This is a genomic window from Lachnotalea sp. AF33-28 (genome assembly GCF_003477885.1).
Lineage (GTDB): Bacteria > Bacillota > Clostridia > Lachnospirales > Lachnospiraceae > AF33-28.
In genome coordinates this window covers 332,701-346,035 of record NZ_QUEE01000003.1, presented here as the reverse complement: position 1 = coordinate 346,035, position 13,335 = coordinate 332,701, and the positions used below count along the sequence as shown (strand labels likewise).

Genomic DNA, 13,335 nt, shown 5'->3' with positions numbered 1-13,335 from the left:
TATCAGTGCACATATCCTTCAGGTAATTCCTGCGGTATAACCGCTTTGCAGGAATCCCTGATTTTAAGTTCCGGATGAAGCAGCATGACGCCGATCCCGCATCCGGATATCATCTGTTCCAGCATGGCCAGCGCGCAGCGTCCCAGGGCCTGCCGGTCCTGGCGCACCGTGGTCAGAGGAGGCGCCAGGTAGCGGGCGATGGGCAGATCGTCAAATCCTACCACGCTCATATCCTCCGGCACCCTCATACCCATGCGGTAGAGTTCGGATATGGCGCCGGACGCGATCAGATCACTGGTGCAGATCACAGCGGTGGCACCTCTTTCTATAAAGTCGTGCAGATACTTTTTTGCAGTCTCCGGTTCATTGAGACCGCTGCCGCAGAGGAGGGGGTCTGCCTTAAGGCCGTGGCAGCGCATGAAGCGTTCAAACGCTTCTCTGCGCCGGATCTCCACAAAGGAATCGTCAAAACCGCCCAGATACGCGATCCGCCTGTGTCCCAATGACGTCAGATAATCCACCACCAGCTGCATGCCTTCACTGTTATCGGTGCCCACATAGCAGGTCATGGGATGGCCGGGCAGGTAATTATCCAAAAGCACGGTAGGGATGCTGATTTCCTCGATCTGCTTTAAATAGGTGTCATTTAAGTCAAAACCCAGCAGAAATGCCCCATCATAACCGTTCTGCCGCATCAGGCTGCTGCAGGACTGCTTTTGCTGAAAAAAATCGTCCACCGCGATGACGGACACCTCACAGTTCTGTTTGGCCGCCGCCAGACGAAAGCCCGCGATCACCTCATAGCCGAAGCCGTGAATGCTTTCGTAAGCCATATTTTCCACCATGACGCATAGTCTGCGAAGGGCAGCGTCCTTTTTTCTACGGTGTATGTATCCCATTTCCATGGCGGTGTCCAGCACGGTCTGCCGCATCTCTTCACTGATATCGCTGGCGCCGTTCAACCCTTTGGAAACTGTGCTGATGGAAACACCCAGCCGGTCCGCTATCTCTTTTATCGTCGCCATACTCTCTCCTTTTTTACTGTCACCAACCGAAGGTCGATGACCTGCGCACACATCAGTGTGTTTTCTCTATACTGTCACCAACTGTAGGTTGGTAACCTGCGTAACTTCAGTGCGCTGCTTTTTACCGACTATTTTCGAAAATATACTGCTGTTCTCTGCTATTTACTATAACATTTTTTTGATGTACTGTAAAGAAGCATATATTTATGCACAAAACAGGACGCTTGTATTCGGATAATATGGCCAATTTTGCAGTGAGGGCCTGGCTTTGCATTGACATACCACCGCCCGGCTGGTAAGATAGAGATAATAATATTTTCGAAAATTTTCGAATGACTATGACTGGGGGATCAGAGGATGATGACAACCACATTAAAAAGAGGTGCGGGCATTTTGCTTCCGGTAACAGCACTTCCGTCGCCGTACGGTATCGGGACTCTCGGAAAAGAAGCATATGAATTTGTGGATTTTTTAAAGGAAGCGGGGCAGTCCTTCTGGCAGGTGCTGCCGGTGGGCCCTACCAGCTATGGAGACAGTCCTTACCAGTCTTTTTCCGCTTTTGCCGGCAATCCCTATATGATCGATCTGGATGCGCTGATTGAAGAGGGCATTTTGGACCGCGGGACAGTGAATGACCGATTCTGGGGAAATGACCCGGTACGGGTTGCATATGACGTGATGTTCCAGAACCGATTCACGGTGCTTCGGGCGGCCTTTGCAGCCAGCCATCTTGAGGAGGATGAGGATTACCGGAATTTCTGCGCTGCACAGGCCTTCTGGCTGGAGGATTACAGCCTGTACATGGCCTGCAAGACACATTTCGGCAATCAGGAATGGCCGCTTTGGGACAAAGATATCAAGTTCCGCACATCGGAAGCTGTGGCAAAGTATTCACAGCTTTTGAAGGAGGATATGGAATTCTGGAAATTCTGCCAGTATAAGTTTTATGGACAATGGGAAAAACTGCGCCGGTATGCCAATGAAAGAGGCATCAGCCTGATCGGAGATGTGCCGATCTATATGGCGCTTGACAGCGCCGATGTCTGGGTGAATCCGGATCTGTTCCAGCTGGATGAAAACCTGACGCCGATCAAGGTAGCCGGCGTTCCTCCGGACGCGTTTTCCGATGACGGTCAGCTGTGGGGCAACCCGCTGTATGATTGGGATGCCATGGATGCGGAAGACTTTGAATGGTGGTCACGCAGGATTGGGGCGGCTTCCGTACTTTATGATGTGGTGCGTTTTGACCATTTTATAGGTGTGACACAGTATTATACCATTCCCTTCGGAAGCAGTGACGGTAAGAACGGTGAATGGAAGAAAGGCCCGGGGCGCAAACTTGTGGATGTGATCCTGAAGGCGGCAGGGGATACGAAGGTGATTGCAGAGGATCTGGGAGTCAGTGTGCCGGAGGTGAAGCAGCTGCTTGCGGATACGGGCCTGCCGGGGATGAAGATCATCGAATTTGCCTTTGGCGGCGGTTCTGACAATGAGCATCTGCCCCATAATTATGCGAGCAACTGTGTGGTTTACGGTGGAACCCATGATAACGAGACTCTGAAGGGATATTTCCTGGGCTGTTCCGACTGGGAGAGAGGATACGCTTGCCGTTATATGGGTGTCTCAAATCCCAATGATATAGACGCGATCGTCAGCGCGGTATTTCGGACCGCCTACAGCAGTGTGGCCAGCGTGGCGATATTCCAGGTCCAGGATGTGCTTCGGCTGGATAACTCCGCCCGCATGAACCATCCTTCCACGATCGGCGGCAACTGGAGCTGGCGGCTTCGTAAAGGGCAGCTGGGAGACCGTGAGAAGCAGATGCTTCGGGATCTGGTGAATCTGTATGGCAGATAGAGATGGGAAAATGTGGGGCAAGTTGCACAAAAGGGTATTCCAGTAAATGTAAGAAATATTTGTGAAATATAACACAAATTGTTCACAAAAAAGTAACGAAATGTCTATTGAAGTAAATGCAGTTGTATATTACTATAGCCTTAAGACAGAACGCTGTATCCGCAGTGAAAATCCAAAAATATCCGCTTTTTATATGGTAGATAAAGCCGGGGAGACGAAGCCGGCCAGGGAGGAAACAGGATGATAGCGATGACAGGGAATGGGAAACAGGAGATGAGAGAAATGGACAAAAAGGAAGGCACGAAGAGAAATTCGGCTCCTTATGAACTGTCAGAGCAGCAGTTTGAAGATGAGAGTTCCGTATTGAATTATTACAGGAACCTGCTGCGGCTGAGAGAGGAAAACCCTGAAATAGTCAAAGGCGTAGTATCCTGCATGAAAGATATTGCTGATCAGCATGTCAGCATAATGATAAAAACATGGCATAACAGCCGGATTTTGATCGTCATGAACGGGAGCGCCCAAAAACGGCGGGTTGTACTGCCGAAAAAGGATTATGGCTATGAGAGGATGAAGGGGACGCTGTCTACCTCCGGAGAAGAGGCGGTTCTGGAGGATGAGATGCTCACCATACCGGAGTATGGGATTGTGGTGCTGAAATGATCTGCGAGGCCCGGTGGGCTTTGTAAGTGGACTTTGTGTGGTAGAACCGGCGGCATGCGTTTGATATGCCGCCGGTTCTGTCTTTAAATCGGTTTTCTCGCATAAATACTGGCAGAATGCTGAATCGTATTTGAAGTATCCATTTCTACGAACTTTTCTACTGAAAATCCGGCTGACTGCAATTCTGAAATATATCCGTCTCTATCATTAGCTCTTGCCGGAACAAGCGGCACCATAACTTCTATATCACCATCACCTGTATCCACCCTGCGGGGTAAGGGTGTTTCATAGTCACTGCCGGTAATGTTTAACCATTCTTCATATGAATTGACAGCGGATTTTACTGTTTCCTCTTTATGATTGCCGTTTATATAGGACTCCCTATAAAAAAGCATAGGTGATCCAGGTTTAAGAGATAAAAATGCGTTTTTTAAATAGGATGTTCTGTCTTGGTCGGTGACAAGCATATGAAAACCCATGCAGTCAAGTGCAGCATCGTAATTCTCGCCTGCAGTCTCCTTAACCATATCAAGTATATCTATTCGTGCGTTCGGATAATTCTTTAAATTTTCCTTAGCCTTCAAAACAGCAGAAGGGGCGATATCAACTCCGTGATAGTTACAACCAAGCTCTGATAGTATAATTCCCCCTGCCCCTTCGCCACAGGCAAATTCTATAATACTTTTACCCGTTAAATGATTGGCGGTTACCCATTCTTTGAGCGCATTAAAAAGCTCCTGATCATCCGGAGAATGTCCCCAACGCTCTGCTCCGGCTTCAAATACAGCCCTGTATCTTTTTTCATAAGCTAAATAATAAGGCTGTTGTTCCACTTAATTATCCCCTCCTGCATTTGCGTTGAACAAAACCTGCAATGATCTGTTGAGCAGTTCCTCCCTCTCAAAATATATGCTCTGTCCCACCGGCTGCAGCACGGTCTGTCCATCCGAGTAAACGGCCGGAGCCTGTGGTGCCAGTTTGTCCCCATCTACCGTGACCGCATCTTTGGTTTCTGCGCCCAGCAGCAGATCCCCATGCCAGTAAGTACAGCTTCCTTCAGGAGTTTCTTTGCTGACAGTTCCGCGCTTTTGCAGACAGATCGGGTACACCAGCCGGACATCGCCGCAGCCCAGAACCGAAACGGTCAGATAACCGTCTTCCCAGACAGCGGGCACTTCCCTGCCGCGCACCTGCAGGTGCAGTGCATCACGGTCCGCGCCTTCAGGGATATAGAAGTAAAACTTATGAAGTCCCTGGCAGCCGGATATGCGGATGCTTAAATGGCCTTCTCTGGGGAGGCCGGACCGTACCGTAAGCCGCGCATCCGCCAGCTCATACTCGCCGCTGAAACAGCCTGCGATATAAATCCGGCTGCCATCCTCCAGCACGGAGTGAAGGGCTGCTTTTGTGAGCCCTTCGGCGCCTCTCATGCTGCAGCACCAGCAGGCTTCATAGTGATTTCTCTGGGCGCGTAGAAACGCGCCGGCAGGTCCCGGCCCCGCGCAGTCATCGCAGCCGAAACCGCCGTTATTCCTCTGCCCATGGCCCAGCGCATTATAATAGATCCGGTGTGCTGTCTGAAGGTAAGCAAGCTTTCCTGTCTCCTTCCAGAGCTCAAGAGCCACCAGATAGGAATCGACGATGGCGCAGGGCTCAGTCCACAGCGGGCGGCCGAACCAGTTGAAGTTGGCATAATTTTCGGTCATGCCATGTTTCATGTAAAAATCAAAGAAAGAAATAACGAAATCCAAAAGCTCCGTTCGCTCGGTGCACTTATAAAAGCGGATCAGGCCTCGGCATGCGGAAAGAGAAGCGTGGGTCTGCATGGAAGCCTTCATAAAGTCGATGCGGCAGAAGGCTTCGAACATTTTCCATAGAAGGTCTGCCACCCGCTCATCTCCGAAGATGCTGTAATACTGGCTGAGCGCATCCATGGACATAAAGGCGCATCCGATATCTGTGGAGAGATGCCAGCCGTAAACGACATTGCCGCCAATGCGGCCGGAAGCCTCACCATCCATGCTGCGCATAGCCGGATCTGTAGGGTAGTTTTTATACAGAGGCCGGACAGGCAGATACAAATTTTCTACAATTTTCCTGGCCATTCGTTCACTTCTTTCGCTGCCGGTCCACAGATAATGCTCCAGCAGTCCCCGAAGCAGCCAGTTATGGCCGGACAACTGCTGTTCATCCGCTTCACCGTCAGGAAGAATTCCTTTCAGATAGCCCTTCGGGTTCATTTCCTCCTCCAGCTTATCCAGAATTTCATCCAGATAGGCTGCCTTCTGCCCGGTGGTGCGGGACAGCAGGACAAGGGCCAGAACGGTTCTGCCTTCCCAGTCCCCGGCCCATCCATTTTTCTCAATTTCAAACAATACATCCGGACGGTACTCTGTATCCTCCAGTCTGGCAAAATTTTTCGCCAGCCTGAATCCCAGTTCTCCCTCCGCTTTCACTCCCTCATAAGCAGGAACTCTCATCATAAAATCTCCTCCTCGTCTACTGCCACCAGCCAAAAGCTGATGATCTGCGCGCACTTAAAGATCCGCATATTTCCATAATACCTCAAAACACTCTGTCAGTAAAGAACTACAAAACTTTCATCCCTTCACAGCACCCGCCGTAATCCCTTCGATAAAAAAGCGGTTCATGAACAGAAACACGGCGACCATCGGAAACAGCACAAATGTACAGGGCGATAGCACAATCCTTTATGTTCATGCCGGCGTGCATATGAGACAATAATGCCAACAGCAAAACAACTTGATATGTGCCGTAAATGGCGCAGGAATGGAGGAAGTTATGGGGAAGAAATCAGTCAGAAGAATGACGGCGGCCGTGCTGGCGGCGCTGCTTCTTGCTGCCGCAGGTCTTAGCGGCTGTTCCGGAAAAGACGCACAGAATGGGACTGCCAAAACGGATGGGACCGCACAGGCAGGTCCTGCCGGAGAGACACAGGCGGAGAGCACGGCCGGAACGGAGGCTTTGGGCGGGACATTCAGCTACCTGATGCACAGCAAGTTTGTAACATGGCTCAATGATCTGGAATGGTACACTTATGTTCCGGAGAAGACAGGGGTGACGGTGGAATTTGTGGAAGGACCTTCTGAAAATGATGACTACTATTCCGATGTGGATCAGAGGATGATCAGCAAGAGCTTTCCTGACGCCGGGATCGTAAAGCTTGCCCAGGCCAATGTCTACGGCGAGCAGGGCGCATTTGTGGATCTTAAGCCCTATATCGAGCAGTATGCGCCCAATATACAGAAGTATCTGGAGGACCATCCCGGCTATGCGGCGCTGGTGACCAGTGAGAACGGAGCGATCTACGGCCTGGCCAATGAGACTCCCACATCGGCGGATGTGGTGGCCTACAGGACCGATCACTTCAAGGAAGCCGGCATTGAAAAGATACCTGGAACCATCGATGAGTTTACGGAAGCCATGCGCACGCTGAAGGCTTATTACGGCGCCAAGGACTCCAACTATTATCCGCTGTCCGGCAGGGATCAGCTGCTGCGCTTTATGCCTTATTTTGAAGCATCAGCAGGTTTTGAGGGCGGTACTGCCCACGGCAACTACTATACCAGCAGCGCTTACGGATACGATCTTAAGGCCGAAGGCTTCAAACAGATGGTGGAATGGTATCATACATTGTATGCGGAAGGCCTGATCGATCCGGAATGGGTAAGCGGGGCTATTTCCGAGGAACAGTGGGAGACCAGTGTGCTGACCGGAAAGAGTTCCATCTTTACAGACGGTTATACGAGGCCGGCATGGTTTATGAACAACTCGGACAAGACGACATACCCGGAGTACGATCTGAATGTAATCCCGTACATGAAGACGGTAAACGGCAACACCACAAAGATGACGGCCAAACTGCAGTATGATGAGAGACGGTGCATGGCTATTAATATAACCGCTGAGGACAAGGCGCCGATGATCATGAAGTATCTGGATTTCTTCTTCTCTGAAGAGGGACAGACTCTGGCAAACTGGGGTGTGGAAGGCGTCAGCTATGAAGTGGCGGACGGCAGGAAGCAGTATCTGGTGGATTATACCCAGGAAGAGCAGAAGCCTGCGGGCACCAAGAAATGGTCCTTCCTCACCGACCAGCTGACCTTTATTAAGCCGATTGACAACGAAGCGTTTTATTCCTATAACACGGAATTTACCACCGATATCGCGTTAAGCCTGTTTACAGAGGATAATCTGGCGCAGCGCTGGAACATCATCTACAGCACGGATCAGACGAAGGAGATCTCCAACCTGGTATCCATCGTCAATGAAAGCATGAATTCCGGTGTGCTGAAATTCATCAAGGGTGAGAGAAGCATGGATGAGTGGGATGCGTTTCTGGCTGAGATGGACGGTCTGGGCTATGACAGAATCGTGGAGATTGAACAGGAAGCCTACGACGCCATGTATAAATAAGCATAGAGGCGGGAGAGTTAAGCGCCCCGGGCGCGCGCCGGGAGAGGGACAGGGGCAGCCCTGCCCCTCATATTTTTCACCCAATGCCGCAAGATAGAGAGGAAATCGAATGGAGAACATTAAGACCAAACAAAGCAGAGGGAAACGTCTTCTGCAGTATATCAGAAAAAACCGGCTGATCTATCTGATGATGATCCCGGCTTTGGGCTGCTGGCTGCTGTTTAAAGTGGGCCCTTTGTTCGGGATGGTGATCGCGTTTCAGGATTACAGTCCATTTAAGGGAATTCTGGGCAGCCCGTTCATCGGGCTGGAGAATTTCATGCGCATATTCAAAGAGCCTTATATGCTCACGCTGATCCGCAACACGGTGCTGCTGGCGCTGTATACGCTGGTCTTTTCCTTTACGGTGCCGGTGGCCTTCGCCCTGTTTCTAAATGAACTGAAGAACAGTCTGGTAAAAAAGGGCGTGCAGTCCATCAGTTTTCTGCCCTATTTCATATCGTCAGCGGTCATGGTCAGCATCCTTTATACGATGGTGTCGCCCACCACAGGCGTAATCAACATGATGCTGGTGAAGCTCGGCATGGAACCGATTTATTTCATGGCACAGCCGGGATGGTTCCGGCCCCTGTACGTGATTTTGCAGATCTGGCAGACCTGCGGTTATTACGGAATCATCTATATGGCGGCCATCATGTCCATAGACCCGTCCATTTATGAGGCGGCCAGCGTGGACGGAGCCAGCCGATGGCAGAAGATGATGAAGATCACGCTGCCGGGCATTAAGACCACCGTGGTGGTCATGCTGATCGTAGCTGTGGGCAACATCTTTTCCGTTGACCTGGACAGAATCCTCCTGATGTACAATCCCAGTGTTTATGAGACGGCGGACGTGCTGCAGACTTATGTATACCGCTTAAGCTTCCAGTCCACGGGTTTTCCGGATTACGGCTATGCAACCGCTGTCAATATGGTGAAATCAGTCATCGCGTTCCTTCTGGTGATTCTGACCAATAAGCTGTCAAAAAAATACGCGGAAACCCGTCTGTTTTAGAAAGGAAAAGCAGGATGAAAAGAAAACACAGAAAAATAAAGCTGTTCGATGTGGTAAACAGCATTGTGATGATCCTGATCGCTCTGGTCTGCGTCTATCCGTTTCTCTACATCTTTTTCCAGTCGGTCAGCGACGGGTATTCCCTTGTAAACGGTGAAGTGGTATTTTTTGCCAAAGGATGGAATCTGGAGGCCTATAAATACATATTCCAGAACACGAACTTAAACATTATGCAGGGATTCCGCAATTCCGCCGTTTACACGGTGCTGGGAATGCTCTTCGCCCTGGTTATGACCTTTATCCTGGCTTATGTGCTGACCAGAAGAAGCCTGAAGGAGAGGTTTGCAATCCGCAAGCTGCTGGTGCTTTCCTGGGTATTTGAGGCGGGCATCATCCCCACCTATATCCTGTTCAGCAAGCTTGGCTTTGTGGACAATCCGTTAGCTATGGTGATCCCCAACGCCATCAGCACTCAGTACCTGATGATTACCATGTCCTTTTTTAACGGGATACCTGAGGAACTGGATGATGCCGCCTATGTGGACGGAGCCAACACCTTCCAGATCCTTTGGAAGATCTATGTGCCGCTGTCCAAAGCGATCATTGCCACCATCGGCATGTTCTATGCGGTCATGATCTGGAACCAGTATCTGTTCCCGCAGATTTATCTGAAGAATCCTAAATATTATACGATCCAGCAGATCCTGAAAAATGTGGTGATCAGCGATGACGGGGGAACCAGAACCTTTCCCACAGTGATACAGAATGGGGTGCTGATCAATCCCCAGAATCTGAAGGCAGCGACGGTATTTATGGCCATGCTTCCCATCGTGTGCGTGTATCCGTTTGTACAGAAGTATTTTAAGAGCGGTATACTGATCGGATCGGTGAAGGGATGACGGCGGCAGGAGACGGACTGTTTGCGCCTGTGCTGCGGCGGCAAACGGATGAGGAGATTTAAGGGCGGCACAGAAATGAGGAAGATACATTGACTTGTTATGGCGTGATTGCAGATGATTTGACCGGGGCCATGGATGCCGGTGTACAGATGCTGGAGCAGAATTATGTGGTGCGGGTGGCGTTTGATATCCACAAGCTCCCGGAATGGGAGAGTCAGTCGGATGTCATCATCATGAGCACCGAGAGCAGAAATGTCCCGATGGAGAAGGCCTACAGCCAGGTTTTGGCAGCCCTTGAAGGGTTTCGGCAGCAGGACTGCCGGCTGATTTATAAGAAGATAGATTCTACCCTTCGGGGCAATATCGGCGCGGAGCTGTTGGCCGTTCTGGAAAGCGGACAGGCGGACTGCGTGGTCATAGCGCCGGCCCTTCCCTTTAACGGCAGGACCACTGTAAACGGCGTACACTATGTATACGGATCGCCGTTAGAAAATACGGAGCTGGCCAAGGATCCTTACGCACCGGTGTACGAATCGGAGATTTCCATGATAATCCAGGAGCAATATCCGGCACAGGTTGGTATGATAGACATCAGGACGATCCGCAATGGCGCGGAGTCCGTATCTGCGGGGATAGAAGAATGCGTTGCCCGGGGAACGCGGCTTCTGGTGGCGGACACCATCGACGACGGAGACCTGCGCAGCATCGTGCAGGGAAGCGCTCTCTATAGGGGACGGCTGCTCCTATGCGGATCTGCCGGACTCTTCAAGCATATCGAACAGCTGGGCAGCATACGGGCTATGGGTATGCATACAAAGCTGCATCTGCCACGCAGGAAGCGCAGCGCTCCGGTGCTGGTGCTGTCAGGCAGCCCGGCCAGAATGTCCAAACTGCAGATTAAAAGGTTTGAAGAGTCCTGTGACCGTTCCTATGTGCTGCGGGTGAACGTGGCACATCTTGCTGGCGGGGAGACGGAATACAGAGAGGCCTGCGCCGATGCGGCCCGCATTACTGCCGCTAAGCTGAAGGAAGGATGCCATGTGGTGGTGGACGCTTCCGGGGACAGCAAGGAAAATATTCTTAATTACTATCAGGATAACTGGCAGGAGCTGCAGGCTGTGAGAAAAAAAGTGCTGGGATTTTTAGGCGAAATGGCTTTAGCGGCGGCTGATGCGGTGGGCCTTAGGGGATTGGTGCTTTTTGGCGGTGACACGGCGGTAGCGGTCACGAGGAAACTGGGAGCCGGCGGGATTGAGATCACAAGAGAAATTGAGCCCTATATTCCTCTGGGAGTTCTGATTGGCGGGGAACATACCAATGTGCCGGTAGTCACCAAATCCGGCGGCTTTGGCAGGGAGGATTCCCTGGTTTCCATAGTGAAGAAGCTGGAGCAATGACGGCGTCTGCGGTTTGAGGCAATAGGACAGGATGGGAGAATACATATGGAAGATGGGAAGCTGGTTAATAAAAAACCGCTGGTAGCTTTGACTTTGGGTGATCCGGCCGGTGTGGGGCCGGAGATCACGGTAAAACTCCTGGGCGGTCACTGGATACACGGTGTATGCAGGCCTTTGGTGATCGGAGATCTGTGTGCGGTAAAAAGGGCTATGGAGCAGACCGGCATAAGGCTTAGGATACACCTGACAGATGACCCGGCAGGCGGTATTTATGAGGATGGCACTTTGAACCTGATGGATCAGGGCTGTCTGACCGGTACGGATTATCCGATGGGGGCGGTGGACAGCCGCTGCGGAGACGCGGCCTTCTGCTATGTGAAGAGGGCGATCGAGCTGGCACTGGAGAAAAAAGTGGACGCCAATGTTACGGCTCCGCTAAACAAAGAATCCATGAATCTGGCGGGCCATGCTTTCTCCGGACATACGGAAATCTATGCGCACTACACAAATGTAAAGGATTATGCGATGCTGCTGGCATACGGCGGCATGAGGGTAGCCCATATCAGCACGCATGTGTCCCTTCGTCAAGCCTGCGGCCTGGTAAAAAAGGAACGGATCTTGAAGGTGATTGATCTGTCTGTTCAAACCTTGAAGCAGCTGGGGATTGACCGGCCGAGGATCGCTGTGGCGGGCCTGAACCCGCACTGCGGGGAAGGCGGGCTGTTCGGCACGGAAGAACTGGAGGAGATCATCCCTGCGGTAAAAGAGGCTGCCAAGCGCGGATTAGATGTCTGCGGACCTGTGCCGCCCGATACGGTGTTCTGCAAGCTGAAAGGGGGACAGTATGATCTGTGCATCTGCATGTACCATGATCAGGGGCATATTCCCGTTAAGCTGGCCGGATTTGTCTGGGAAAAGGGAGAAACACAGGGCGCGGTGAACGGCATAAACATGACCCTTGGACTTCCCGTCATACGCGTATCCGTAGATCATGGAACAGCATTTGATATCGCGGGCAAAAACCTGGCGTCCGAGGCGTCCCTGGCCGAGGCGGTGGAATACGCGGTTAAGATGGTCTGCTCCGGATCTGGAAATTTATAAGGCTTTGCCAGACAGAAAAATTATCAGCTTTCATCATTCGGCTGAGAATCTGAAACCCATCCAGTTTTGCCGGACTGTAAGGGAAGGACCGATGGAGGCCGACCACAGCGTCACCCATCTCTTCTATCTTTATTTTATACTGGATGGAGACGGATGGCTCGACGGCAGGGACGGCGTGGAAGGACGGCGTGCGGACTGCCGGTTTGGGAAGGGCGATATCCTGTGCCTGTATCCCGGCGTTTCGGGAACCTTCCACTTTGAAGGAAGGCACAGCGAGTGGTGCTGGCTGTCCATCGAGGTCGGCAACAATAGGGAGTTTGGCCGTTGGAAGGAAATGAGCGGCCAGATTACCGTGCTGGAGGGCGGCATACGCCCGGAGGTGGGGGACCTCCTGGAGCTTCTGAATGATGAAACGCTGGAAGAGAGAGGAAGCGCGTACAGGGTGATGGGGCTCTTGTACACGCTGGTAGATGCGGTGTTCGCCCAAACACTGCGGACACAGTTAAAGGAGCTGTCGGGTTCCGGGGATTTGGAATCCGTTACAAGGGCGGTGGAGTATATCAACCTGAACTATTACCATAAGATCGATGTGGACAGTATATGCAGGTACGTGAATTACAGCCGCTATTATTTTTCACGCAGGTTCAAGGAGATGCAGGGACTGTCCATCACCGAGTATATCAATAAGGTGAGGCTGGACCGTGCGGTGTATCTGTTAAGCCATACAGATCTGAACATCCTTCAGGTGGCGAAATCGGTTGGGTTTGAAGACCCCTATTATTTTTCAAGAAGATTTAAAAGCTATACGGGCATCACGCCCAGCGCTTTCCGGGAAAACTGCCGCAGCTGACTGCGGTGCCCGAAAGAGGAAACGCCGGGTGCCGATGCAGAAACGGAGACAG

11 protein-coding genes are annotated in these 13,335 nt (G+C 51.5%); 8 read left to right on the top strand and 3 right to left on the bottom strand.

What is annotated here, in order from left to right; all coding sequences use genetic code 11:
- Window positions 1-2: 2 nt before the first annotated feature.
- Window positions 3-1,025 carry a LacI family DNA-binding transcriptional regulator gene (locus tag DWZ56_RS06155; protein ID WP_118555505.1) on the bottom strand — a complete coding sequence of 341 codons (1,023 nt, stop codon included), beginning with the start codon at window positions 1,023-1,025 and terminating at the stop codon, window positions 3-5.
- Between the two features lie 357 nt (window positions 1,026-1,382).
- On the opposite strand from DWZ56_RS06155, the gene malQ reads away from it, so the two are divergent.
- Window positions 1,383-2,882 (top strand): 4-alpha-glucanotransferase, encoded by a 1,500-nt coding sequence (gene malQ, locus DWZ56_RS06150; RefSeq protein ID WP_243095102.1) that lies wholly within the window; start codon window positions 1,383-1,385, stop codon window positions 2,880-2,882.
- 240 nt (window positions 2,883-3,122) lie between these two features.
- Window positions 3,123-3,545, top strand: a complete 423-nt coding sequence (locus DWZ56_RS06145) for a hypothetical protein (protein WP_118555504.1) — start codon at window positions 3,123-3,125, stop codon at window positions 3,543-3,545.
- Between the two features lie 83 nt (window positions 3,546-3,628).
- On the opposite strand, the gene DWZ56_RS06140 is transcribed toward DWZ56_RS06145, so the two are convergent.
- Both DWZ56_RS06140 and DWZ56_RS06135 read right to left on the bottom strand, forming a co-directional pair.
- Window positions 3,629-4,378: a class I SAM-dependent methyltransferase gene (locus DWZ56_RS06140; protein ID WP_118555503.1), complete on the bottom strand. Its 750-nt coding sequence runs from the start codon at window positions 4,376-4,378 to the stop codon at window positions 3,629-3,631.
- Window positions 4,379-6,028 carry a beta-L-arabinofuranosidase domain-containing protein gene (locus DWZ56_RS06135; protein ID WP_118555502.1) on the bottom strand — a complete coding sequence of 550 codons (1,650 nt, stop codon included), beginning with the start codon at window positions 6,026-6,028 and terminating at the stop codon, window positions 4,379-4,381.
- Window positions 6,029-6,347: 319 nt separating this feature from the next.
- On the opposite strand from DWZ56_RS06135, the gene DWZ56_RS06130 reads away from it, so the two are divergent.
- From DWZ56_RS06130 to DWZ56_RS06105, 6 genes are all read left to right on the top strand, one after another.
- Window positions 6,348-7,982 carry an extracellular solute-binding protein gene (locus DWZ56_RS06130; protein WP_118555501.1) on the top strand — a complete coding sequence of 545 codons (1,635 nt, stop codon included), beginning with the start codon at window positions 6,348-6,350 and terminating at the stop codon, window positions 7,980-7,982.
- Between the two features lie 109 nt (window positions 7,983-8,091).
- Window positions 8,092-9,036, top strand: coding sequence for an ABC transporter permease (locus DWZ56_RS06125; RefSeq protein WP_118555500.1), 945 nt, complete (start codon window positions 8,092-8,094; stop codon window positions 9,034-9,036).
- Between the two features lie 14 nt (window positions 9,037-9,050).
- Window positions 9,051-9,935, top strand: coding sequence for a carbohydrate ABC transporter permease (locus tag DWZ56_RS06120; protein ID WP_118555499.1), 885 nt, complete (start codon window positions 9,051-9,053; stop codon window positions 9,933-9,935).
- An 89-nt stretch (window positions 9,936-10,024) separates the two neighbouring features.
- Entirely contained in the window at window positions 10,025-11,332 is a 1,308-nt protein-coding gene (locus DWZ56_RS06115) for a four-carbon acid sugar kinase family protein (protein WP_118555498.1), read from the top strand.
- A 45-nt stretch (window positions 11,333-11,377) separates the two neighbouring features.
- A complete protein-coding gene (gene pdxA / locus DWZ56_RS06110) occupies window positions 11,378-12,433 on the top strand; it encodes a 4-hydroxythreonine-4-phosphate dehydrogenase PdxA (RefSeq protein ID WP_243095100.1) in 1,056 nt (351 codons plus the stop codon).
- A gap of 4 nt (window positions 12,434-12,437) precedes the next feature.
- A complete protein-coding gene (locus tag DWZ56_RS06105) occupies window positions 12,438-13,283 on the top strand; it encodes a helix-turn-helix transcriptional regulator (protein ID WP_158584467.1) in 846 nt (281 codons plus the stop codon).
- The last annotated feature ends 52 nt before the right edge of the window (window positions 13,284-13,335 follow it).